Source organism: Mycobacterium sp. 1164985.4, assembly GCF_001668575.1.
Classification (GTDB): Bacteria; Actinomycetota; Actinomycetes; order Mycobacteriales; family Mycobacteriaceae; genus Mycobacterium.
Map to the genome: position 1 here is coordinate 19,174 of NZ_LZMD01000033.1, position 24,030 is coordinate 43,203.

Consider the following 24,030-nt stretch of genomic DNA (forward strand, 5'->3'; position numbering starts at 1 on the left):
CTTGGGAGTAGCGAATGCAAGGTGGTCGCATGGACAGAGATTGGGATTGTGTGATCGTCGGCGGCGGTGCCGCCGGGTTGAGCGCCGCATTGGTGCTCGGCAGGGCCCGGCGCCGCACACTGCTGGTCGATGCGGGTGCGCAGAGCAACCTGGCCGCGCATGGCATCGGCGGGCTGCTGGGCCATGACGGCCGACCGCCCGCGGAACTGTACGCGTTGGGCCGCGAAGAATTGTCGGCGTATCCGTCCGTGGAGGTCGTGGCGGGCGACATCGTCGCCGGTGAGCGAGCCGAGAACGGGTTGGTCCTGCGGTTGGACGACGGCCGGGTCGAGCAAACCAGGCGGGTGTTGTTGGCCACCGGTATGCAGTACCGGCCGCCGTCACTGCCAGGGCTGTCGGAGCTGTGGGGCCGGTCGGTGTTTCACTGCCCGTTCTGCCACGGATGGGAGGTGCGCGATCAGCCCCTGGGGGTGCTGGCCCGTGGTGAGCGCGCGGTGCATTCCACGCTGCTGCTGCGGCTTTGGAGCGACGACGTCATTCTGCTGACCGATGGTCCGGCCGATCTCGATGCCGCACAGCGTGAACGGCTGACGGCGGCCGGTGTCATGATCGACGAGCGGCCGGTAGCCGAATTGGATTCCGCGGCGGGAAATCTGGCCGCCGTCGTGTTCGCCGATGGCGGCCGATTGCCCCGCGAGGGTCTTCTGGTGGCGACGACGTTGCATCAGCGGTCGCCGCTCGCCGAGCAACTGGGCGTCGTTGTTGCAGAGCCGACGCCCCTGGCGCAGAACCCGGTTCAGGTCGACGCTCTGTATCGGACCAGTGCGCACGGAGTTTTCGCTGCCGGTGATGTCGTCGCTCAGATGCCACAGGTGGCCACCGCGGTGGCGTCCGGCTCGGCCGCGGCCGCCGCCGTCGTGCAGAGCCTGATGGAGGAGGATTTCCCGGCGGTCATCCTGGAGGGGAGTGGATATGTCAACGCCTAGCGCCAAACAACATTGGGAAGAGCGCTACAGCTCGCAGGACCGGATCTGGAGCGGGCGGCCGAACGTTCGCCTCGTCGAGGTGGCCTCGGACCTCGAGCCCGGGACCGCGCTGGACTTGGGCAGCGGCGAGGGCGGGGACGCGATGTGGCTCGCCGAACGGGGATGGCGGGTCCTCGCCGTCGACATCGCCGAAACCGCCTTGCAGCGCGCCGCCGAAGACGCCGCCGCGCGCGGGGTCGCCGACCGCATCGACTTCGCACAGCACGACCTCTTGGAGAGTTTCCCCGAGGGCGAGTTCGATCTGGTGAACGCCCAATTCCTGCACTCCACTTTCCCGCTCGACCGGACGGCGATCTTCGGCGCTGCGGCACGGGCGGTCCGCCCGGGTGGGCTCCTGCTGATCGTCGATCACGGGTCGCCGCCGCCGTGGCTGTCGGAGCTTCATGAGCACCACCACACGTTCACGCCACCCGAGGAGGTGGTCGCGGCGCTGAATCTCCCGGATTCCGAATGGGATCCGGCCGAGATCCGCAAACCGGTGCGTGAAGTGACGACCCCGGACGGAGAGACAGCGCAGTGGGCCGACAACGTGATCGTGTTGCGGCGACGCTGAGCTTCACGCTCCGTTGCTCGGTTCATGCGGCGTCGTGGAAGATGAGCCCGAGCGTGTATCGCTGTCCGGAGCGCACCACCGACACACCGTGCCGTACCGGCGCGGCCGACCATCCGCGCGCCGACCGCACGGGCCGCTCCCGGGTGGTGAAGACGTAGCCGCGCCCGTGGGGCAGTAGGGTCGATGTGCCGCGCGATTGAGCGCGGGGGCGTTGTTCGACCAACAGGAACTCACCGCCGGTGTGGTCGATGCCCGGTTCGCTGAGGTTGATCACGACCTGTAGCGGAAACACCAGATCGCCGTAGAGGTCTCGGTGCAGCGCATTCCAGTGACCGGGTCCGTATTTGAGCATGAGCGCGGTCGATTTCGTCTGGCCGGCGGCGTGGCACATGTCGAGCCAGTCGTCGAATTGGTCGGGCCAAGGCGCGGGGCGGCCCAATCGGGCCCACCAGTCCCGCGCGATCGGGAGGAGCCGCGGATACAGCGCCCGCCTGAGCGCTTGGACCGGTTCGGGGTAGGGCTCGCGCAAGTAGCGGTACTCGCCCTCGCCGAAGCGGTGGCGGGCCATGTCGACGGTCGAACGGAATCTGTCGTCGTCGATGTAGAGGCGCTTGAGCGCAGCGCTCTCGGGCTTGGTCAGTAGGCGTGGAAGCTAGGGCGCCGCCGGTTGCGTCGAGTTCGGTGACGACGGCGTCCCAATTGGCGGAGTCGACACGGGCGTGCCATTGCGTATGCGCCATTTGGCGATGCATACCCAGTAGACGCCCGGGATCGACATTTCGTGAGGTTCTCCCAGACAGCGAATTGATCCACAGGGTCACGATTCTCGTGTCGACACGTCAGTGGGCAGAACTAGTGTCGAAAGCATGTTCGAAGACGCCTCGGATGCCGATCTCATCACCTTCATGGGTGAAGAGGCGCGCGAGGAGTCGGCGGCGATGGGGCGCCGGTTGTCGTTGGTCGGTGAGTTGTTCGCCAGGCGCAATCCCGAGATGGTCGAGTCGCGGTTCTACGTGGCCGATGCGATCGCGGCGGTGGCGGCCGAGATCGCGCCGGTGCAGAACATCAGCCATGCGCGAGCGGTCGGTCAGGTCGAGGTCGCGATCGCACTGCGGGATCGGCTGCCGCAGGTCCTCAGGCGGTTCTGTCGGGGTGTGATCGATTATCGGATGGTGTCGACGATCGTCGCGCGCACCGAGAACGTCGACGACGACGTCATGGTGAACCTCGATGAGGCGTTGGCATGGCGGGTCGAGAAGTGGATGAAGCTGTCCAAACCCAAGCTGCGCGACCGCATCGATCTGTTCATCGCCGAATTCGACCCCGCCGCGGTACGAGTGCCGCCGGAGGCCGACAAGCATCGCTATGTCGACGTCAATCCCGCCGACTGCGCCGGATTGGCGTTTCTCTCGGGCAAGTTGCGCGCCGAAGACGGCGCCTCGCTGGATGCGCGGCTGGATGCGTTGGCCGCCACCGTGTGTGAGAACGATCCGCGGACGGTCGCCCAGCGTCGCGCCGACGCTTGCGGTGCGCTCTCGCGTCTCGAAGCGACGCTGGCCTGCCGGTGTGGATCCGACGACTGCTCGGCGGGCGCCGAACGTGCGGCGGCGTCCGTAGCGGTGATCCATGTTCTGGCCGAAGAAGCCACCGTCGATGGAACCAGCGACAGACCGGGATATCTGCGCGGGTTCGGGGTGCTGCCCGCCGAGTCGGTGCGGGATCTGGCGCAACACGCCGAACTCAAGCCGGTGGGCGTGCCCGCCGCCGGCGCTGCCGTGGCGAGCACCGGAGATCCCATTAGCGCCAGCATCGGATATCGCCCCGGCGCCAAGTTGATCGAGTTCCTGCAGTGGCGGGACCTGACGTGCCGCTGGCCCGGATGCGACAGGCCGGTGACGAGATGCGACGTGGACCATACCGTGCCCTGGCCCTATGGTCCGACGCATCCGTCGAACACCAAGCACTACTGCCGTATCCACCATCTGATCAAGACGTTCTATTGCGGCAGCGGTGGCTGGCGCGATGAGCAATTACCGGACGGCACAATCGTTTTGACCGCTCCGACCGGACACGTGTACCGGTCGGAACCCCACGGCGCGAGCATGTTCCCCGCGCTCGGGCAATCGACCGGCGTGCTCGAGGTCGTCACGCCTCCGCCGGAGAACCTCGACCGAATGGCAATGATGCCTCGGCGCAGACAAACCCGAGAACAAGTTCGCCGCGACCGTATCGACACTGAGCGGCGTTTACGAAGCGAGCTGATCGCCGAGGAGGAGCGGCAGCATCAGGCGTGGCTCGCGGCGGTCTACAAGCCCCCACCTTTCTGAAATTGACGAAGTAGCGAATTTTCGGTGTCCACCCTCTAGGCTCGCTTTCAAGATCAATCCTCGGCGTTGTGAAACAAGAACCGTAGGAGGCGGCGAGCCGATGCAGAATCTCCCCGTAGGGCCGGCGGCGGGTCTTTTCGTCATCGCACTGAGCTTTGGACTCGTGGGCTGTGGTTCCGACGCCGATACGGCGGCCACGACCACGACGTCGGCCACCAGCGAGACCGGCACGGCGACGGCCACGCCGAGCCCCGCTGCCGACGATGACGACACGATCAACGAGTACGTCACCGAGAGCGATATCGCGGAGACGCCGATCAAACCCGGCGAGCCCGGGACGCCGACCTTCAACTTCCCGATCCCGCCCGGATGGCGCGACGCGGGCGAGGCGACGCCGGAATGGGCCTACGGCGCGATCGTCTACGACACCCCGAAGGATCCGAATGACCCGCCGGACATGTACGCGATCGCCTCGAAGCTCACCGGCAACGTAGACCAGGCGAAGATTCTCGAATACGCCCCGGAGCAGCTGGAGGACATGGCCGAGTTCAAGCCGTTGGCAGAACCGGCGAAGGGCAAATTCGGTGGCTTCGATGCCCTTTCGTACGCAGGCACGTTCATGAACGACGGTCAGAAGCGATTCGTCGCCCAGAAGACCGTCGTCGTGCCGGCGTCAGATGGCCTCTTCGTCCTGCAGCTGAATGCGGACAGTCCCGAGGCCGAACAGAACGCCGTGCTCGACGCCATCAAGGTCATCGACGAACAGACGACCATCACCCCACCGTCATGACCGGCCGCTCCCTCCGAGACTCCAGGACCCCGCTTACCGACGGAGACGCATCGATATGAGAATCCGGACCACGGCTCCAGTCCTCCTACTGGCTTCGGTGTGCAGCGCCGTGCTGCTGTCGTCCCCCCTTGTGACCGCTCCAGCCGCGCACGCGCAGTGCAAGGCCAGCGAGGTGTGGGATCAGCGGACCGGGGTGTGCTGGGCGCAATCCCAAACCACGCTCGGGATCCCGGGCACGGGCGGCTGGTGTAAACCCGGCAGGATCGGGCTGTGCATGTCGGCCTGGCAGAACTCACAGGTCCCCGGCGCGAACCTCAAGCCCGCCCCGCCGGGAGGACCGGCGCCCCGCGCGACGTGGCCTAACCGCTGACGTCCCCAACCGGCGTCCACGGCGTCAGCCGGGGCAGCCACGCGCGCACGTGTGCGCGATACGTCTGGTACTGCGCCCCGTACGTTCGCACCAGCGTGGGTTCTTCGTACCACCGCACGAACGACGCCGTGACCGCCCATCCGATCGCCGCATAGAGTACGAGCCACAGGCTGCCGAAAAGCGCTGCCTGACCGAGGATCGCCGTGATCAGCCCGACGTACATCGGATTACGGACGAACCGGTTGAAGCCCGTCACGACCAAACGTTGCGTGGGCGCGACGGGCATGGGAGTCCCACCGGCCCTGACGAATTCGACGAACGCGTGGATGGGTGGGATCAAACCGACGACGACCACGATCCCGCCCACGACGATCCGCCATGCCGGAGCGTCGGACAAGTCCCAGCGCGTGATCAACCATGGACCGAGCCCCACGAACGTGCCGGGCGCCACTACAAAGAATGCCGCCGAGGCGAGTGCAGCGGTGGGAATCCGCACGCGCTATCCCGTGATGGCCGACAGGTCCGCGAGTTGCGTCAGGCGCACACTGTTACCGGACGGATCGCGGAACCCGCAATCGATGCCGTAGGGCATCTCGTGTGGTTCCTCGGTGAACTCGACTCCACGCGAACGCATTTCCTCATAGGAGGCCCGACAGTCCTCCGTCGTCAAAAACACCGTTCCCGCGAAGCCCTTGGCGGTGAGGTCCAGCACCTGCTTGCGGGTCGCCTCGTCCATGACGGGTTCACCGGGTACGGCCATCAACACGATCGACACATCGTCTTGGCCGGGCGGCCCGACGGTCAGCCATCGGAACAGGCCGTCCACATCCGGCAGCGAAACATCCTGGCGCACTTCCATACCGACCTTCTCGGTCCAGAACTTCAATGCCGCTTCCTGGTCATGTACCCAGAGGTGGGCGCTTGCGATTTTGATCATGGCTCGACGCTACGACGGGTCGCGTCTCTGCGTCTTCTCCCCGTGTGCTGTCTTGCGCACCCGGCTGTCGGCGGGAGGCCGAGTATCGCGCTTGAGGATGCAACTCGGCACACGGGCGTGGATCGCCGCCGGCGGCAGGCTCGCCCGGTACGCGGCAGGAGGCAGCCCGTACACCCGGGCGAAGCTGGTGGTGAACGACCCCACGCTCTGCAACCCGACCATCACGCAGATGTCGGCGATCGAGCGGTCGGTGTTGCGCAGCAGCGCCGCGGCGCGTTCCAGGCGGCGGGTCTGCAGGTAAGCCCGCGGCGTTTCCCCGAAGGTGCGGGTGAACATCCTGCTGAAGTGCGCGCGGGACAGGCCCGCGGCAGCAGCCAGGTCGTCGACGGTGATCGCCTCGGCGTACCGCGCGTCGACCAGATCCTTGGCGCGCATCAGATAGCGCGCCGGAGGCACCTGCGCCATGCGCCAAGTATGTCGAAGTCGCGGAACAGCGGCGACAGGCGCTACGTTGAACTCGCGGATGAGTTGGCTGGGCGGCCGCGGGATCCAGGTTCGCCTGGGTTTCGAGGAAAGTCCGGACTTCACAGAGCAGGGTGATTGCTAACGGCAATCCGAGGTGACTCGCGGGAAAGTGCCACAGAAAACAGACCGCCACCACCGGGTCTTCGGACTCGGGGTGGTAAGGGTGAAACGGTGCGGTAAGAGCGCACCAGCATTCCGGGTGACCGGAGTGGCTAGGCAAACCCCACCCGAAGCAAGGCCAAGAAGGCCGCAACCTGGTTGCGGCCGCGCAGGCGCCCGAGGGTTGCTCGCCCGAGCCTGCGGGTAGGCCGCTCGAGGCACCCGGCGACGGTGTGTCCAGATGGATGGTCGCCACCTCGCCGCCGCGGTCGCCGCGGTGGTGAGGGACAGAATCCGGCTTACAGGCCAACTCATCCGCCCTGCACCGGCGCGCCCGATCCGGGGCCCGGGTCAGCGCGCCTTGCGCACCGCCTTGGCGAGCTTCTTGAGCGCACGGTCCAACTGGTCTCGCGAGCGCTGCGCGAGCTCCTCCTCCATCCGGAAGAGCAGACCGTAGCTGAACGTGTCCTCGCCCGCGGCGTGCGCCGCCTCGGCTTGCTGGCTCAGGTGCGCCCGGCTGACCACGCTGTCCTGGTGATCGCCAAGCATCGACTGGATTTTCTTGGCGCGAGCCGACACCTTGCCCTGTCCGGTTGCCGCCGCGGTATATCGAAGCCGCTTGGCGCCCTTACGGATTCGATGCAGCGCCTCGTCCTTGTCCTCGTCCGCCTGCGCGGCGGCCTTCGCCGCCTTGCGCACACGCTTGTAGGCCGCGTCGATCGTCGCCTGGCTGCGCTCGTCCTCGTCCTGCGCCGGGACCGCTTCTGCGGCGACCAACCCTTCGAGCGCGTCGAGCAGCCGGAAGTACCGCTGCGAGCGCATCGCGATCAACGAATGGCGCAGCCCGGCCGCGTAGCGCCGCTCGGCGCCGTCGACCAGCCGCTCCCGCACAGGGCCGCGGACCAGCTCTTCCGGCAGCTCATCGAGGGCCTTTGCGTAGCGTTCGGCCAGCACTTCGGCGTCGCGAGCCACTCCGAGGATCGCGGCGAGCTGCCGCAGCTCGTCGAGAATCCACGCGTCGTCGGAGATGCCGAACGCCTCGCGCGAGGTCTGCAGCAGGCTGCGGATCTTGCGCGTCGTCACCCGCATCTGGTGCACCGAATCCTCGACGTCGGCACGCACCGCGCGGTCCCACTCGATCAGCTGCTCGACCTGTTCGGCGACCGCTCGGTGCACCGCATCCGACGGTTGCGACGCGTTCTCCTGCAGCGACCCCAGCACCCGCGCCAGCTTCGAACCACTGGCGGCGGGCTTGGCGCTGGCATCGATCAGCCGGTTCGACAGCCGGTCGAGCAGCTCGCGGTCGGCGCCGTCGGCCAGTTCGAGCTCCCACTCGCGCCACGCCTGCTGGGGGCCGTCGGGCTCGGCGGAGGCCGTCACCTGGTCGTCGCAGAACTCCGCCACCGGCGCGCCGTTGGGACCGTAGAGCACGTCGACGGTGCGTTGGGTGGAGATGCGGGCGATCGGCTGCAGCGGATGGTCACGCACGATCGCCAGCACGACGTCGCGCAGCGCATCCGGCACCACAGCGTCCTCACCCAGCGGCTCCCTGACCTCGGTCCGCGCGTCGGGCCCGGCGGGCAGTTTGAGGTGCCAGCCTTCGTCCGGACCGCCGGTTCGCCTGCGCAGCGTGATGCGCCGAGCCGCGAGGTCGTGGTCGGGGGTGTCGAAGTACACGGCCTCCAGATGGTGCGCCGGCGACCCTTCGACGCGAACCACCGATGACAATCCCTCGAACGAGGGCGACACGGTCGATTCGCCGACGTCGAACTTGCGCTCGACCTCCAGATGCCGCGTGGACTCGCCCGATTTGCCCATAGTGCGAGACAGATTGCCACACGCAGGTGAACATCGGGGAGGGCGGCGAATATAAGGTCCCACTGTGACCGATTACGAAACGCTGACCGTCGAGCAGACCGGCGCCATCACCCGCATCACCCTCAATCGACCGGATGCGGCAAATGGCATGAACGGCACGATGACTCGTGAGCTGGCCGACGCCGCCAAGCGGTGTGACAACGCCGCGACCAAGGTCGTGGTCCTCACCGGATCGGGCCGGTTCTTCTGCGCGGGCGGTGATTTGAAGGATTTCGCGGACGCCGACGACCGCGGTGCACACATCAAGGGCGTCGCCGACGATCTGCACCGCGCGATTTCGACCTTCGCCCGGATGAATGCGGTGGTCATCACCGCGGTGAACGGCACCGCCGCCGGTGCGGGGTTCTCGCTCGCGGTGACCGGCGACCTGGTGCTGGCCGCCGAGTCCGCGTCGTTCACCATGGCCTACACCCGGGTCGGGCTCAGCCCCGACGGCAGCGCGTCCTACTACTTGCCGCGGCTCATCGGCGTCACCAAGACCAAGGAGCTCATGCTGACCAACCGCACGCTGTCGGCGCAGGAGGCGTCGCAGTGGGGTTTGGTGACCGAGGTCGTTGCGGACGCCGAACTGGCAGAGCGGGCGGGCAAGCTCGCCGATCGGATGGCGGCCACGTCAGCCGGCTCCAACGGTGGGGTCAAGCAGTTGCTGCTCGGCACCTTCGGTAACGGCCTCGAAGAACAGATGGAGCTCGAGGGACGGCTGATCGCCGCACGCGCCTGCTCCAGCGACGGACGCGAGGGCGTCGACGCCTTCCTGGCCAAGCGGAAAGCGGAGTTCGCCTAGAACGAGTGCTCGTCGGCGGGGAACGCCCCGCTGGCGACCTCGTCGGCGTATTGCTCTGCGGCGCGGCGCAATTCGTCGCCGACGGCGCCGAACCGCTTCACGAACTTCGCGGTCTTGCCGCTCGTCATGCCCGCCATGTCCTGCCACACCAGCACCTGCGCGTCGCAGTTCGGTCCCGCGCCGATCCCGACGGTCGGGATGGTCAGCTTGCCGGTGATCTGGGTGGCCAGCTCGGCGGGCACCATCTCCATGACGACGGCGAACGCGCCGGCTTCCTGCACGGCGATGGCGTCGTGAACGGTCTGCTCGCCGGCGTCGCCGCGACCCTGAACCCGGAAACCGCCCAACCCGTTGACGCTCTGCGGGGTGAAGCCGATGTGCGCCATGACCGGGATGCCCGCGGCGCTCAGCGTCGCGATCTGCTCGACCACACGCTCGCCACCCTCGAGCTTGACAGCGTGCGCACCGGTCTCCTTCAGGAACCGCGTGGCGGTCGCGAGCGCCTGCTGCGGCCCGCCTTCGTAGCTGCCGAACGGCAGGTCGGCGACGACCAGCGCGTGCGGGGCGCCGCGGACGACGCCGCGGACCAGCGGGATCAGCTCGTCGATCGTCACGGGCACGGTGGTGTCGTAGCCGTAGACGACGTTGGCGGCCGAGTCGCCGACCAGCAGCACCGGGATGCCGGCGTCATCGAAGACGCGCGCGGTGGAGTAGTCGTAGGCGGTGAGCATGGCCCACTTGTGGCCTTCTGCTTTCCACTTCTGGAGGTGGAGCGTGCGGGTTTTGCTCCGCGGAGCGGAGGCAGTCCCGTACACGGTCTGCTCAGACATCGTTGTCCCCCAATTGGGTGGGTCGGGTCGAATCCTCGAGGCCGATGCACGGTCCCCGGGTTCGTCTGACCCACCAAGTCTGCCACTTGGTGTCCGAGATGTTAAAAGGGCTGTTGAGTGGATTTGCTCACACCCGCCGTCACCGGGCATAACATCGGCGACATGCAACGGCTCAGCGGGCTCGACGCCAGTTTCCTGTACCTCGAAACCGCGCAGCAGCCGCTGCATGTGTGCTCGATTCTCGAGCTCGACACCTCGACGATGCCCGGCGGCTACACGTTCGACCGGTTCAAGGACGCGCTGAACCTGCGCATCAAGGCGATGCCCGAGTTCCGCGAGAAGCTCGCCGACAGCCGGTTCAACCTCGACCATCCGGTGTGGGTGGAGGACAAGGACTTCGACGTCGACCGCCACCTGCATCGCATCGGGCTACCCGCGCCGGGCGGACCCCGCGAGCTCGCCGAGATCTGCGGCCACATCGCGTCGCTGCCCCTCGACCGCAGCCGTCCTCTGTGGGAGAAGTGGGTGATCGAAAACGTCGACGGCACCAACCCGCAGGACGGCGGGCGCCTCGTGGTGATGACGAAGGTGCACCACGCCGGCGTCGACGGTGTCACCGGCGCGAGCCTGATGTCGCAACTGTGCAGCACGGAACCCGACGCGCTGCCGCCCGATCCCGTCGACGGTCCCGGCGACGCCAGCTCGCTGGAGATCGCGGTCAGCGGTGCGGTCAAGTTCGCCACCCGGCCGTTGAAACTGGTCAACGCGCTGCCCGTGACGGTTTCCTCGGTGGTCGACACGGTCCGCCGGGCCCGCTCCGGCCTGTCGATGGCGCCGCCGTTCGCGGCCCCGAGGACGGTTTTCAACATGAACGTCACCGGGCACCGCAACGTCGCGTTCGCGCAACTGGACCTCGAGGACATCAAGACCGTCAAGAACCACTTCGGGGTGAAGGTCAACGATGTCGTCATGGCGCTGGTGTCCGGCGTGCTGCGCAAGTACCTCGCCGATCACGGCCAACTGCCGGAGAACTCGCTCGTCGCGATGGTCCCGGTCTCGGTGCATGACAAATCCGACCGGCCCGGCCGCAACCAGGTGTCGGGCATGTTCTCGCGACTGGAAACCCACATCGAGGATCCCGCGGCCCGGCTGAAGTCCATCGCCGAGTCGAATTCCGTTGCCAAACAACACAGTTCGGCGATCGGGGCCACCCTGCTGCAGGACTGGACGCAGTTCGCCGCGCCTGCGGTCTTCGGCGTCGCGATGCGCGTCTACGCCGCGAGCCGGCTCAGCGGGGCCAGGCCGGTGCACAACCTCGTCATCTCCAACGTTCCCGGCCCGCAGGTGCCGCTGTACTACCTGGGCTGCGAGGCCAAGGCGATGTATCCGCTCGGCCCGATCTTCCACGGGTCGGGGCTCAACATCACCGTCATGTCGCTGACGGGCTCACTGAACGTCGGCATCGTGTCCTGCCCGGAACTACTGCCCGACCTGTGGGATATGGCAGACGATTTCTCCGCTGCCCTCGACGAGTTGCTGGCCGCCACGCGATAGCGCCCTAGCCAGGGCCGATGAGGGTTCATGGCAGCATGTTGAGCCATGAACGCCAAGATCGGGGTCCTCGCGGCCACTGTGCTGCTCGCGGCCACCGGATGCAGCCATGTGGTGGACGGCCGCGCCGTCGTCGCGGTGCCGCCGCCCGGTACCCCGATCGAGTGGACCAAGTGCCAGACCGAACAGCCCGACGAGTCGCGGATCCCCGCCGACGCGGAGTGCGGCATGCTGTCGGTTCCGGTGAACTACGACGACCCCGACGGTGACGTCGCCCGCATCGCGATGATCCGGTTCAGGGCCACCGGCGACAAGGTCGGCTCGTTGATCATCAACCCGGGAGGGCCGGGGGAGTCCGGTGTGGAGGCCGCCGCCGGCGTCGTCGGCTCACTGCCCGAGTCGGTGCGGCAGCGCTTCGACCTCGTCGGTTTCGATCCGCGCGGCGTCGCCAATTCCACGCCCGCGCTGTGGTGCAACTCCGATGCCGACAACGACCGGCTGCGGGCCGAACCCCAGGTCGACTACTCGCCGGAGGGCGTCGCGGAGATCGAGAAGGAGACCAAGGAGTTCGTCCAGCGCTGCGAGGACAAGATGGGCAAGGAGTTCCTCGCCAACGTCGGAACCGTCAACGTGGCCAAGGATCTCGAGGCGATGCGCCAGGCGCTCGGTGACGAGAAGTTGACCTACCTCGGCTACTCCTACGGCACCCGGATCGGCGCCACGTACGCCGAGGCGTATCCGGACAAGGTGCGCGCGATGATCCTCGACGGCGCGGTCGATCCGAACGCCGATCCCACCGAGGCCAACGTCCGGCAGGCCGCCGCCTTCCAGACCGCGTTCAACGACTATGCCGCCGACTGCGCCAAGAACCCGGGCTGCCCGTTGGGCACCGATCCGGCGAAGGCCAACGACGTCTACCACAGCCTGGTCGACCCGCTGGTGGACAAGCCGCTCAAGACCCGGGATCCGCGAGGGCTGAGCTACTCCGACGCGATCGTGGGGACGATCCTGCCGCTGTACTCGCCGAACCTGTGGCGACATCTGACGCAGGCGCTCAGCGAGATGGAGCGCGGAACCGGCGACACGATGCTCGCGCTGGCCGACCTGTACATGGGACGAGATGCGCAGGGCCACTACAACAACTCGACCGACGTGCGGGTCGCGGTCAACTGCATGGACAAGCCGGCGGTGACCGACCGGGCCAAGGTCGCCGAAGAGGACCGGCGGGTCCGAGAGGCCGCGCCGTTCATGAGCTACGGCGAATTCACCGGGCACGCTCCGCTGGGTACGTGCGCGTTCTGGCCGGTGCCGCCGACGAGCGAACCGCACGAGCTCAAGGTCGAGGGATTGCCGCCGACGCTGGTGGTCTCGACGACGAACGATCCCGCGACGCCGTATCAGGCGGGCGTGGAGCTCGCCAAGCAGCTCGGGGGGACGTTGGTGACGTTCCAGGGCACCCAGCACACCGTGGTGTTCCAGGGCAACAAGTGCATCGACGACATCGCCGCCCGCTACCTCGTCGACGTGACGGTGCCGCCGCCGGACACCACCTGCTCCTCGGACTAGCTCCGCGGCGAGCCGGTGCCGTGCTGCGATCCCTTAAGGAATGTCCCAGTGTCCGGGGGCGCCGTCGAAGAACGGATTTTCGAAGCCCTGCACCGTCGGAAGCTTCCGCAGCTCATCGGCCGGGATGCCGTGGAACGGGTTGGGCACCCCATTGATGGTGGCCTCCGCCCGCAGCTGTACCGGGCCGATCTGCTGGCCCGGCAGGCCGAAGTAGTCGTTGATACCCGGCACGCCCGGCCAGGCGTCGGGTATCACTGACGCCGGGATTTCCCAGTGGCCCGGAACCTCGTCGAAGAACGGGTTCTCATAGCCCTGGACGGTCCGCATCTTCTTGAGCTGCCCGGGCGGGATCTTGAAGAACGGGTTCGGGACACCGTTGATGGTGGCCGCGTTCATCAGTTGACCCGGTGGAATGTGACCGCCCGGCAAGCCGAAATAGGCGTCGACGTCGGGCAGGTTCGGCGCTAGGCGGGGCAGGTCGATGTCGACGACGGGCGCCGGGGGTGGCGGCACGTTGACCTTGGGCAGTGGCGGCACCCCGGCCGGTGGCACGTTCACGTGGACATCCGGCACTCGCGGTGCCTCGACCCGCGGCACGTTCACGTCAGGCACCCGCGGTGCCTCGACGCGCGGCACATTGACCTTGGGAATCGGCGGCGGCCCGGGGATGGGAGGCACGGGCGGGGACGGAAACTTCGGGTCCGCGTTCACGGTCCCCACGCTCGCGCCGAGCGCGGCAAAGCCGCACACTGCTCCGGCCAGGCTCATCGTCAATGCGGTTTTCTTGAGATTCATGTGGTCGCTCCTCGCATCGGTTTCAGCGGCGCGACCCCCCGATTGAACGTCACCTACCCGCGAAGCGTGCATTCGAAACCCCAGGCAACCCCTTCAGGGCCGGCTCTCGGCGATCTGGACGAGCAGGAACTCCAGCCGATCCCTCTCGATGGCCGGCTGATTGCCCGCTGCCGCGCTGAGCATGAGCCCGCTGATGAACATCACCGTGAGCAGAGCCCGGTCGTCCACGGCGGACGGGTCGGCATCCGACGTTCGCGAGCGCTCCGCAAGCTCGCGATGCAACGCCAGATAGGTCTGCGAATTCGCATGAAAGACAGCGGATATCGCCGGATCGCGGTTGGCCTGTAGGAGCAGCTCGATCCGGGCCCGGGTGCGGGTGAGGCCGTCGCCGGTCAGCGATTTCATCACCACCGCGGCCAGTCTGGTGACCGCGGCCTGTCGGGACGTGTCGGCGTCCGCCTCGGCGACCGTGCGCAGGTCCGCCAGATCCAGCTGGGCGACCCGCTCGGCGACGGCGTGGATCAGCGCGCTGCGCGTCCGGAAGTAATATGAGGTGCTCCCTTCCGGAACGCCCGCCGCGCGGTCAACCCGCGGATGGCTCAGCCCCTTCGCGCCGTGCTCGGCGAGCAGCCTGATCGCGACGTCGCAGAGATCGCGACGGCGTTGTCGCCCGTCCGGGGTTCGGCGTTCGGCCATCTACGTCGCGATCGGGCGGATCAACACTTCCTGCGACGTGCTGGCCACGGTGCGTCCTGCCACGTCGCGGATGGTCCCGCGGATCAGCGCGCGGTGTCCGCTGACGGCGACCGTGTCCTGGGTGTAGAGATGCCAGTCGTCGAAGCGCACGGGGCGGTGCAGCCACAGAGCGTGATCGAGGCTGACCGCCGCGATGGACGCGTAGTCGGCGCGATGCGGATGGTTACGCAACGCCATGTCCAGCAGCAGGTAGTCGCTGGCGTACGCGAGCATCGCGCTGTGCAGCGCCGGATCGTCGCCGATGGGGCGGGGCAACCGCATCCAGTGCGACCGGGGCCCGGGAGTTTGGCGGCCGCCGAGGAAATTCGTCGGCTCCGCGATGCGCATCTCCACCGCGGGTGGGACATCGATCCATTTCTGCGCGTTCTCCCTGAGTTGCGGGGGGACCTGGTGCACCCAGTGCTGTAGCAGCGGCATCTCCTCGGGCGCCGGGGTGTCCGGTCGGGGGTGATCGAGTTCGGGTTCGGTGGGATTGGTGTGGAACGACGCGAGGGCGGTGAGCAGCGTGCGGTCGCCCTGCGCGATGGTGACCTGACGGGTGGCCATCGACCGCCCGTCGCGGACGGTGTCGACGGCGATGTCGACCGGTGTGTCCGATGCGCCCGTCTGGACGAAGTAGGCGTGCAGGGAGTGCGGCGCGTGATGGTCGACGGTGCGCGAGGCGGCATAGAGGGCCTGTGCGAGCAGCTGCCCGCCGAAGATCCGGCTGAAGCGATCGCGTTCGTTCGTCGCCCGGAAGCGGCCGGCGCCCAGAGGCTGCACGGCGAGCGCGCGTTCGAGGGTGTCGAGGGATTCGAGCACCGACTTCTCCAGCGCGGTGCCCTGCAATGGGCCGGTCAGGTCGGTCTGCGGGTCGGTCTCATCGGTGGCCATCACGGATGGATCCTGCCAGATGCTTGCCACCATTGTCTCTAAGACTTTAGAGTCCCGGGGTGGCCCCTGGAATCCTGCGGCACCCGGTAGCCGTCGCGGGTCATGATGCGCACCGGGTCGCTGCCGTCCCATTCGGCGCAGGTCGCAGAGATGCGGCGCACATGGTCGAGGAAGGCGCCCGGGGCGTCGACCACTTCGGTGTAGAACCCGAAGTCCGCCACGGTGTCGACGTAGGCCACGCGGAAACCGCCGCCGACGCTTTGGGCGGCGACCGGATAGCCCATCGACGCGAAATGTGCCGTCTTGGCGTCGAAATCGTCTGTGATCGTAGCGATCTGATGAAACGAACTGGTTCCGCCACGGCTCCACTCGGAGTAGATGCTCGGGGTCTGACAGTGCTGCTGGATCAACTCGATCTGCACCGGACCCGCCTGCGCGACCGCGACCTGGATCCGGACCGTGCGGGTCTCGCCTCCGTAGTCGGTCTCCTGATCGACGACGGGCAACACGTGGAACGGTCCGACCCCGAACACCCGCGCCCACCCCGCGGCGGCTTCGAACACGTCGTCGACGACGTGCCCGAGTTGGAAGAATCGATAATCCCCTTCGGGCCACGGCTGTTCGAAGAGATCCATACGCACGATCATGGCACGGTTGCGCAATGCTGAGCGGGGAACGGGTCCTCATCACGGGACCGGCAGGCCGGATCGCCTACGGCGTCGCCAGGACGCTCGCGCGCGACAACGAGGTGTGGGGCATCGCCAGGTTCTCCGATCCCGCTGCGCGCGATGAGGTCGAGGCGCTGGGCGTGACCACCCGCCCCGTCGATCTCGGTGTCGGTGATTTCACCGATCTGCCAACCAATTTCACCTACCTCCTGCACATTGCCGCCGACTTCGGAGAAGACTACGAGCAGGGCCTACGGGTCAACGCCGAGGGAACCGGGCTGCTGCTGTCGCACTGCCGTGCCGTCAAGGCCGCGCTGGTGATGTCTACGGTCACCGTGTACAAACCCCACCCCGACCCCTGGCATCCGTTCCGCGAGGACGACCCGATCGGCGACGCCGGATTGCCCAGCCCGCAACCCTATTCGATTGTCAAGATCGCCGAGGAGGCCGTCGCGCGGTACTGCGCCCGTGAGTTCGGCATACCGACCACCATCGCTCGAATGGGCAGCGCCTACGGAGATCGCGGCGGCCTCCCGCTGTGGCACCTGCAGGCCATCGCCGCGGGGCAACCGGTCGTGGCCCGCTGGGACCCGTTGCCGTACAGCCCCATTCACTACGACGACATCAGCGCCCACATCCCGGCGTTACTCGACGCGGCGAGCGTGCCTGCCACCATCGTCAACTTCGCCGGCGACACCCCGGTCAGCGTCCAGCAGTGGTGTGCGTACTTCGGCGAACTTCTCGGTGTGTCCCCGCGGGTGGAGGTGCGACCCGTTCCCGGCGCGTCCGTCGGTTCGGTGGGCGACCACACCAGGCGCACGACGATCACCGGCCCCTGCACGGTCGACTGGCGAGACGGGTTCCGCGCCATGACCGCTCACCACTATCCCGACCGCGTGAAGACCTGATGGTCATGCGCTATCCGCAGCCACAACAGTTACTCGACGAGGCGGTCGCCGAAACGGGCCACACCGACTTCGGCCCCGGCGACTTCCGCGAAGGGCTGACCGTACTGCTGGAGAGCCTGGAACGCGACGGCGACCTGGACCCGGGCACCGACGCCGCCGTCATCGGCGACCTGCGCCGCAGGCTGGTCAATCGCCTCGAGGTCGAGGCACACTACCGCGACCATCCCGAGGTCGAGGACGTCGTCATCGAGGGGCCCGTCGACATCAACGGGTTGCCGCGCACCGGCACCACCGCGCTGGCCGACATGTTGTCACTCGACCCCCAGTTCCGATGCTTGCGCGGATGGGAGCAGTACCAACCGGTTCCGCCGCCGCTGGCCGGCGGCGAGGCCGACGACCCGCGTAGGCAGGCGTTCATCCGGATGCACGAGGAGCGGCCGGTCGCGCAGGCCGCCATGCACATCTTCGAGGTCGACGCGACCATGGAGGACACCGAGATTCTCGGGATGGCCTTTCACGGCCAGCAGATGACGCTGCCGGTGGCGGGGTACCGATCGTGGTGGCGGCGCGCCGATCTGACCGAGACATACGCCTACCACCGCAGGGTGGTGAAGCTGCTCGGATCGAAATGCCCACCGCAGCTGTGGCTGTTCAAGGCGCCACACCACAAGTTCCACCTCGAGGCGCTCGCGGCGGCCTACCCGGACGTGCGGTTCGTGATGACGCACCGCGACCCGGCCAGGGTCGTGCCGTCCTACACCAGCCTGGTGTCGACGATCTTCCCGCCCGCAGCGGGGGAGCGCGACCTATGGGCGCTCGGGCGTGAGGTGAGCCGGCATCTGCGTGAGGGCATGGAGCGCGCCATCGCCGAACGCGCCCGCATCGGCGAGGACCGCTTCCTCGACGTGCATCACCGCGAGCTGGTGGCCGATCCGCAGGGTACGGTGCGCCGCCTCTACGACTGGCTCGAACTGGAGTTCAAACCCGATGTCGCGCAGGCGATTTTCGACTGGCAGGACGCCAACGCGGCGGGCGCCAGGGGGACGCACGCCTACACCGCGGAACAGTTCGGCCTCTCGGTCGATGAAATCCGCTCGGACTACGACTTCTACGTCCGTCACTTCAATGTGGCCGTGGAGGCCTGAGGAGGCTCACGTATGACCACCCTGCCCAGCTGGGACACGCAGATGGAGGCGCTCAAGGGAGTCGCCGACCACCTGCTGGCGACGTGGCGACCCGACGGCGCCTCAGAGGCCGAAATCCAGGACATGAACAAGCTCGCGCTGTCGATCCTCGCGTGCGGATACCTCTGCCACGTCTACACCGATTCCCGGCGCCCGGTGTTCATGCCGCTGTGGAACTACGCCTGCAACCAGGGTGGGCCCAACCCGGATTACGTCTACCTCTCGGCCGAGGTCGACGGCTCCGGGGTGTACGAGCTGACCGGCCGCCGCGGCACCGTGCGCTTCGTCGAGGTGACGCAGCAGGCACCGGGAATGATGAAGAGCCTCAAGGGCGTCGAACGGCAGATGACGTTCCAGGCCATCACCCACGACCTCGACGACCTGACCGTCGCCGACGACGGCACTTTCCGGGTGATCATGTCCGTCGAACGCCCCGAGGGATACGACGGCGACTGGTGGCCGCTCAACCCGGAGGTCGGCAAGTTGCTGATGCGCAAGTGCGCCTGCGACTGGAACACCGAGATCGACGCCCAGGTCGCGATCAACCGCCTCGACGACGGCGGTGAGGACATGTCGCCGGCCGAGATCGCGCGCCGGTTCTCGGAACTGGGCGACTGGATCAAGGGGATGATCGACTTCGACATGGAGCTCGTCCGGTACTACCGGGAGCACCACGGCTTCAACGTGTTGCTGCGGTCCCAGTGGATCCAGCAGGGTGGCGGCCTGGCGACCAAGCAGGCCTACTACGACGGTATCCATCAGATCGCCGACGACGAGGCCCTGATCGTGGAGTTTCCGGTGCCGGCCAACTGCTACTACTGGCAGATCCTGGTGGCCGACGACCGCTTCTCGACCGTCGACTGGGTCAATCGGCAGTCCAGCCTCAACGACACCCAGGCGCGGATCGACCCCGACGGCTGGTTTCGCGGCGTGGTCTCCAAGCGCGACCCGGGCGTGCACAACTGGCTCGACAAGGCCGACTGGCCGTGGGGGATCCTGCAGGCACGCTTCTACAAGGCCGACGATTTTCCCGACGTGACGGTCACAAAAGTGCCGGTCACCGCCGTGCTCGACCACCTCCCGGCGGGCACCGAGGTGCTCACCGCAGAGGAGCGCCGGGCCCAGCTGCTACACCGTCGTACCGGGGCCCAGATGCGCCGCATCTGGTGACCCGGCAAACGCAGCCGCCGTGTAACACGGAATTAACAGCCGGTGCCTACGCTGCGGTCATGGATCGGCAGAAGGAATTCGTGCTGCGCACGCTGGAGGAACGCGACATCCGCTTCGTCCGGCTGTGGTTCACCGACGTGCTCGGGTACCTGAAATCGGTCGCGATCGCCCCCGCCGAACTCGAGGGCGCGTTCGAAGAGGGGATCGGGTTCGACGGCTCGTCGATCGAGGGCTTCGCCCGGGTGTCCGAAGCCGACATGGTCGCCCGTCCCGACCCGTCCACCTTCCAGGTGCTGCCGTGGGCCGACGGATCCGGCCGACACCATTCCGCGCGGATGTTCTGCGACATCACGATGCCCGACGGCTCGCCGTCGTGGGCGGACTCGCGCCATGTGCTGCGCAGGCAGCTGGCCAAGGCCAGCGACCTCGGCTTCTCCTGCTACGTGCACCCGGAGATCGAGTTCTTCCTGCTCAAGCCCGGCGAGGACGACGGCACCCCGCCCGTGCCCGCCGACAACGGCGGCTACTTCGACCAGGCCGTGCACGATTCGGCGCCCAACTTCCGCAGGCACGCCATCGACGCCCTCGAGCAGATGGGCATCTCGGTGGAGTTCAGCCACCACGAGGGCGCGCCCGGCCAGCAGGAGATCGACCTGCGCTACGCCGACGCGCTGTCGATGGCCGACAACGTGATGACATTCCGCTACGTCGTCAAGGAGGTCGCGCTCGGGGACGGCGTGCGGGCGTCGTTCATGCCGAAGCCGTTCGCCGAGCATCCCGGTTCGGCCATGCACACGCACATGAGCATGTTCGAGGGCGACACCAACGCCTTCCACAGCCCCGATGACCCACTGCAGCTCTCCGACGTGGCCAAGTCGTTCATCGCCGGAATCCTCGAGCACGCCAAGGAGATCAGCGCCGTCACCAACCAGTGGGTCAACTCCTACAAGCGCCTCGTACACGGCGGCGAGGCGCCCACGGCGGCGTCCTGGGGCGCGGCGAACCGCTCGGCGCTGGTGCGCGTTCCGATGTACACCCCGAGGAAGGCCTCGTCGCGGCGCGTCGAGGTGCGCAGCCCCGACTCGGCGTGCAATCCGTACCTGACGTTCGCGGTGCTGCTGGCCGCGGGTCTGCGCGGTATCGAGAAGAACTACGTGCTGCCGCCGGAGGCGGAGGACAACGTCTGGACGCTCACCCCCGAGGAGCGCAGCGCGATGGGCTACAAGGAGCTGCCGGGCAGCCTCGGCGTCGCGCTCACCGAGATGGAGAACTCCGAGCTGGTCGCGGAGGCATTGGGCGAGCACGTCTTCGACTACTTCCTGCGCAACAAGCGCGCGGAGTGGGAGAACTACCGCAGCCACGTCACGCCGTTCGAGCTGAAGGCTTACCTCTCTCTCTAAGGCGCGGCTCTGTAGGTGCTTAGCCGACATAGGCGCTGCGCTACCTTTTAGGCGTGGCCAAACCAGCGACGCAGCGTCCGAAGCTGCCGAGCGTCGGCCGGCTGGGTCTCGTCGAGCCCACCGCGCCCACGGATCTCGATCGGTTGGGCTGGAACACCGACGGCCACGTCGAGCTTCTGTGGTCGTTGTCGCGCGCGCCCGACGCCGACACGGCGCTGCACTTGATGGTGCGGCTTTCCGAGGCCCTCGGCGACGGCTGGGACGAACTCAATCGCGCGCTGCTCAGCGACCGGAGCCTGCGCGGCCGGCTGTTCAGCGTGTTCGGTTCCTCGCTGGCTCTCGGCGACCACATCATCGCGAACCCGGAGAACTGGCGGCTGCTCGCCGGCGACGTCACGCTGCCGTCCGCCGACGAGTTGCGCGAGATGTTCGTCGCGCTGGCCGACGAATCCTCCGACACGTCGACGGCGCTGCAGCCGCTGCGCAAGCTCTACCGCGACCGGCTGCTGGTGCTGGCCAGCCTGGACCTGGCGCCGACGGTCGAGAACGAACCGGTCCTGCCCTTCCCGGCCGTCGGGGAGCATCTGTCGGACCTCGCCGATGCGGCGCTGGCCGCCGCGCTGCACCTCGCGATCAAGACGACGGGCGGTGACTCTCCGCCCCGGATTGCGGTCATCGCGATGGGCAAATGCGGTGCGCGCGAACTGAACTACGTCAGCGACGTCGACGTCATCTTCGTCGCCGAACCCGCCGACGCGCTGGCGACGCGGGTGGCCGGCGAGATGATGCGGTTCGCGGCCGACGCCTTCTTCGAGGTCGACGCGGCGCTGCGACCCGAAGGCAAGCACGGCCAGCTGGTGCGCACGCTGGACTCGCACGTCGCCTACTACCAGCGCTGGGCCAAGACGTGGGAATTCCAGGCGTTGATGAAGGCGCGACCGGCCGCGGGGGATGCCGAGCTCGGTCAGGCCTACATCGACGCCGTGATGCCGATGGTGTGGACGGCCTGCGAGCGCGAGGATTTCGTCTCCGAGGTGCAGGCCATGCGCAGGCGCGTCGAGGAGCTGGTGCCCGCGGGTCAGCGTTCGCGGGAGATCAAGCTGGGCACCGGCGGTTTGCGCGACGTTGAATTCGCCGTGCAGCTACTGCAATTGGTGCACGGCCGCAACGACGAGCGGTTGCATGTCGCGTCGACGGTCGCCGCGCTGGCCGCGCTCGGCGAGCGGGGATACGTCGGACGCGACGACGCCGCCAACCTCACCGCGTCCTATGAGTTCCTTCGGTTGCTCGAGCATCGGCTGCAGCTGCAGCGGCTGGTGCGTACGCATCTGCTGCCCGACGAAGACGACGACGAGGCGCTGCGCTGGTTGGCGCGGGCCGCCCACATGCGTCCCGACGGCACCCGCGACGCGCTGGGCGTGCTGCGTGAAGAGCTCAAACGCCAGAGCCTTCGGGTGTCGCGGCTGCACGAGAAGCTGTTCTACCAACCGCTGCTGGAATCGGTCGGCGAACCGGCAGTGAGCATTTCGGACGGTATGACCCAGAAGGCCGCCGAACGGCAACTGGCGGCGTTGGGTTACGAGGGTCCGCAGAGTGCGCTGACGCATCTGGCCGCACTGACGGGCAGCAGCGCCCGCCGCGGCCGGGTGCAGCAGGTGCTGTTGCCGACGCTGCTCAACTGGCTCTCCGACACGCCCGACCCGGATGCGGGGCTGCTGTCGTACCGCCGCATCAGCGATGCGCTGTCCGAACAGCGGTGGTTCCTGGCGACGCTGCGCGACGAGGGCGCCGTCGCCAAACGCCTCATGCAGGTGCTCGGCACCTCGGCATACGTCCCGGAACTGCTCATGCGGGCGCCGGAGGTCATCCAGTCCTATGCCGACGGACCGAATGGGCCCAAGCTGCTCGAGGCCGAACCCGAGGCGGTGGCACGGGCCCTGATCGCTTCGGCCGCACGGTATTCCGACCCGCAGCGTGCGATCGCGGCGGCGCGCACGCTGCGCAGGCGCGAGCTGGCGCGCATCGCGTCGGCCGACCTGCTCGGCATGCTCGAGGTCACCGAGGTGTGTCGCGCGCTGACGTCGGTGTGGGTCGCGGTGCTGCAGGCCGCATTGGACGCGGTCATCCGCGCCAACACGACCGACCGGGGCCCTCTGGCCCGTATCGCGGTGATCGGCATGGGTCGGCTGGGCGGCGGCGAGCTGGGCTACGGCTCGGACGCCGACGTGATGTTCGTGTGCGAACCCGAAGAGGGCGTTGAGGAATCGGCCGCGGTCAAATGGGCGGTGACGATCGCCGAGCAGGTGCGTGCCCTGCTCGGGACGCCGAGCTCGGATCCGCCGTTGGAGATCGACGCGAACCTGCGTCCCGAAGGCCGCAACGGCCCGCTGGTGCGCACCCTGTCCTCGTATCAGGCGTACTACCAGCGCTACGTCCAGACGTGGGAGGTGCAGGCGCTGCTACGGGCGCACCGCGTGGCCGGCGACCTCGACCTCGGCGAGCGGTTCCTGTTGATGATCGACAAGATCCGCTACCCACCCGGCGGCGTGTCACCCGAGGCGGTGCAGGAGATCAGGCGGATCAAGGCGCGGGTCGACGCCGAACGGCTGCCGCGCGGTGCCGACCCGAACACTCACACCAAGCTCGGGCGCGGCGGCCTCGCCGACATAGAGTGGACCGTGCAGCTGCTGCAGTTGCGCTATGCGCACAAGGTGCCCGCACTGCACAACACGTCGACGCTGCAGACGCTCAATGCGATCGGCGCTGCGGAACTGATCGCCGAGGGCGACGTTGAACTGCTGCGCCAAGCATGGCTGACCGCGACCAGCGCGCGTAACGCACTGGTGCTGGTGCGCGGAAAGCCGACCGATCAGCTACCCGGGCCCGGGCGGCAGTTGAACGCCGTCGCGGTGGCCGCGGGCTGGGACACCGACGACGGCGGAGAGTTCCTCGACAACTACCTGCGGGTGACAAGGCGCGCAAAAGCCGTGGTGCGCAAGATTTTCGGTGGCGAGACATAG

Annotated in this window: 21 protein-coding genes, 1 other RNA gene and 1 pseudogene; 13 read left to right on the forward strand and 10 right to left on the reverse strand. The window is 67.6% G+C overall.

The features are described from left to right. The first annotated feature begins 29 nt into the window (after positions 1–29). Together A5650_RS04160 and A5650_RS04165 are read left to right on the forward strand one after the other, a co-directional pair. Positions 30–986 carry an NAD(P)/FAD-dependent oxidoreductase gene (locus A5650_RS04160; protein WP_067286543.1) on the forward strand — a complete coding sequence of 319 codons (957 nt, stop codon included), beginning with the start codon at positions 30–32 and terminating at the stop codon, positions 984–986. After that, complete coding sequence (locus A5650_RS04165) at positions 973–1,599, forward strand: SAM-dependent methyltransferase (RefSeq protein ID WP_067286544.1); 627 nt, start codon at positions 973–975, stop codon at positions 1,597–1,599. Before A5650_RS04160 ends, A5650_RS04165 begins: the two co-directional genes overlap by 14 nt. A gap of 22 nt (positions 1,600–1,621) precedes the next feature. Here A5650_RS04165 and A5650_RS04170 read toward each other — a convergent pair. Further along, a pseudogene (locus A5650_RS04170) lies at positions 1,622–2,339 on the reverse strand (2OG-Fe(II) oxygenase). 126 nt (positions 2,340–2,465) lie between these two features. On the opposite strand from A5650_RS04170, the gene A5650_RS04175 reads away from it, so the two are divergent. Next, a complete protein-coding gene (locus A5650_RS04175; RefSeq protein ID WP_067286546.1) occupies positions 2,466–3,926 on the forward strand; it encodes an HNH endonuclease signature motif containing protein in 1,461 nt (486 codons plus the stop codon). 100 nt (positions 3,927–4,026) lie between these two features. Continuing rightward, complete coding sequence (lpqN, locus tag A5650_RS04180) at positions 4,027–4,716, forward strand: envelope biogenesis lipoprotein LpqN (RefSeq protein ID WP_067286548.1); 690 nt, start codon at positions 4,027–4,029, stop codon at positions 4,714–4,716. A 359-nt stretch (positions 4,717–5,075) separates the two neighbouring features. On the opposite strand, the gene A5650_RS04185 is transcribed toward lpqN, so the two are convergent. The 3 genes from A5650_RS04185 to A5650_RS04195 are packed head-to-tail and all read right to left on the reverse strand — an operon-like array spanning position 5,076 to position 6,488. Further along, on the reverse strand, positions 5,076–5,582 hold the full coding sequence (locus A5650_RS04185; RefSeq protein ID WP_067286550.1) for a methyltransferase family protein: 507 nt from the start codon (positions 5,580–5,582) through the stop codon (positions 5,076–5,078). Positions 5,583–5,585: 3 nt separating this feature from the next. Beyond that, complete coding sequence (locus A5650_RS04190) at positions 5,586–6,023, reverse strand: VOC family protein (protein ID WP_067286552.1); 438 nt, start codon at positions 6,021–6,023, stop codon at positions 5,586–5,588. Between the two features lie 9 nt (positions 6,024–6,032). Beyond that, complete coding sequence (locus A5650_RS04195; protein ID WP_067286554.1) at positions 6,033–6,488, reverse strand: helix-turn-helix transcriptional regulator; 456 nt, start codon at positions 6,486–6,488, stop codon at positions 6,033–6,035. 59 nt (positions 6,489–6,547) lie between these two features. On the opposite strand from A5650_RS04195, the gene rnpB reads away from it, so the two are divergent. Continuing rightward, positions 6,548–6,965, forward strand: an RNA gene (gene rnpB / locus A5650_RS04200) — RNase P RNA component class A. A gap of 33 nt (positions 6,966–6,998) precedes the next feature. On the opposite strand, the gene A5650_RS04205 is transcribed toward rnpB, so the two are convergent. Next, positions 6,999–8,465, reverse strand: coding sequence for a CYTH and CHAD domain-containing protein (locus A5650_RS04205; RefSeq protein ID WP_067286556.1), 1,467 nt, complete (start codon positions 8,463–8,465; stop codon positions 6,999–7,001). 64 nt (positions 8,466–8,529) lie between these two features. On the opposite strand from A5650_RS04205, the gene A5650_RS04210 reads away from it, so the two are divergent. After that, positions 8,530–9,309, forward strand: a complete 780-nt coding sequence (locus tag A5650_RS04210; protein ID WP_067286558.1) for an enoyl-CoA hydratase/isomerase family protein — start codon at positions 8,530–8,532, stop codon at positions 9,307–9,309. Here the strand turns inward: A5650_RS04210 and panB are convergent. Continuing rightward, a complete protein-coding gene (gene panB / locus A5650_RS04215; protein ID WP_067286560.1) occupies positions 9,306–10,139 on the reverse strand; it encodes a 3-methyl-2-oxobutanoate hydroxymethyltransferase in 834 nt (277 codons plus the stop codon). The genes A5650_RS04210 and panB overlap by 4 nt on opposite strands. A 162-nt stretch (positions 10,140–10,301) precedes the next feature. On the opposite strand from panB, the gene A5650_RS04220 reads away from it, so the two are divergent. Both A5650_RS04220 and A5650_RS04225 read left to right on the forward strand, forming a co-directional pair. Further along, a complete protein-coding gene (locus A5650_RS04220) occupies positions 10,302–11,693 on the forward strand; it encodes a WS/DGAT/MGAT family O-acyltransferase (protein WP_067286699.1) in 1,392 nt (463 codons plus the stop codon). 45 nt (positions 11,694–11,738) lie between these two features. Next, positions 11,739–13,256 (forward strand): alpha/beta hydrolase, encoded by a 1,518-nt coding sequence (locus A5650_RS04225; protein WP_067286562.1) that lies wholly within the window; start codon positions 11,739–11,741, stop codon positions 13,254–13,256. Positions 13,257–13,289: 33 nt separating this feature from the next. Here A5650_RS04225 and A5650_RS04230 read toward each other — a convergent pair whose 3' ends face one another. The 4 genes from A5650_RS04230 to A5650_RS04245 all read right to left on the reverse strand — a co-directional run bounded on the left by A5650_RS04230 (position 13,290) and on the right by A5650_RS04245 (position 16,315). Continuing rightward, positions 13,290–14,051 (reverse strand): hypothetical protein, encoded by a 762-nt coding sequence (locus A5650_RS04230; protein WP_067286564.1) that lies wholly within the window; start codon positions 14,049–14,051, stop codon positions 13,290–13,292. 93 nt (positions 14,052–14,144) lie between these two features. Beyond that, entirely contained in the window at positions 14,145–14,747 is a 603-nt protein-coding gene (locus A5650_RS04235) for a TetR/AcrR family transcriptional regulator (RefSeq protein ID WP_067286566.1), read from the reverse strand. Next, positions 14,748–15,680, reverse strand: coding sequence for an acyl-CoA thioesterase (locus tag A5650_RS04240; RefSeq protein ID WP_067286570.1), 933 nt, complete (start codon positions 15,678–15,680; stop codon positions 14,748–14,750). Between the two features lie 38 nt (positions 15,681–15,718). Beyond that, complete coding sequence (locus tag A5650_RS04245; RefSeq protein WP_231992532.1) at positions 15,719–16,315, reverse strand: VOC family protein; 597 nt, start codon at positions 16,313–16,315, stop codon at positions 15,719–15,721. A gap of 26 nt (positions 16,316–16,341) precedes the next feature. Between A5650_RS04245 and A5650_RS04250 the strand changes: the two genes are divergently transcribed. From A5650_RS04250 to A5650_RS04270, 5 genes are read left to right on the forward strand one after another with little or no spacing between them, the layout of a single operon-like run. Further along, positions 16,342–17,256, forward strand: a complete 915-nt coding sequence (locus A5650_RS04250; protein ID WP_082950602.1) for an NAD-dependent epimerase/dehydratase family protein — start codon at positions 16,342–16,344, stop codon at positions 17,254–17,256. Beyond that, positions 17,256–18,401, forward strand: a complete 1,146-nt coding sequence (locus tag A5650_RS04255) for a sulfotransferase family protein (protein WP_067286572.1) — start codon at positions 17,256–17,258, stop codon at positions 18,399–18,401. Before A5650_RS04250 ends, A5650_RS04255 begins: the two co-directional genes overlap by 1 nt. 12 nt (positions 18,402–18,413) lie before the next feature. Continuing rightward, on the forward strand, positions 18,414–19,610 hold the full coding sequence (locus tag A5650_RS04260; RefSeq protein ID WP_067286573.1) for a DUF1214 domain-containing protein: 1,197 nt from the start codon (positions 18,414–18,416) through the stop codon (positions 19,608–19,610). Positions 19,611–19,669: 59 nt separating this feature from the next. Then, positions 19,670–21,010 (forward strand): type I glutamate--ammonia ligase, encoded by a 1,341-nt coding sequence (gene glnA, locus A5650_RS04265; protein WP_067286574.1) that lies wholly within the window; start codon positions 19,670–19,672, stop codon positions 21,008–21,010. Positions 21,011–21,045: 35 nt separating this feature from the next. Beyond that, entirely contained in the window at positions 21,046–24,030 is a 2,985-nt protein-coding gene (locus A5650_RS04270; protein WP_197501787.1) for a bifunctional [glutamine synthetase] adenylyltransferase/[glutamine synthetase]-adenylyl-L-tyrosine phosphorylase, read from the forward strand.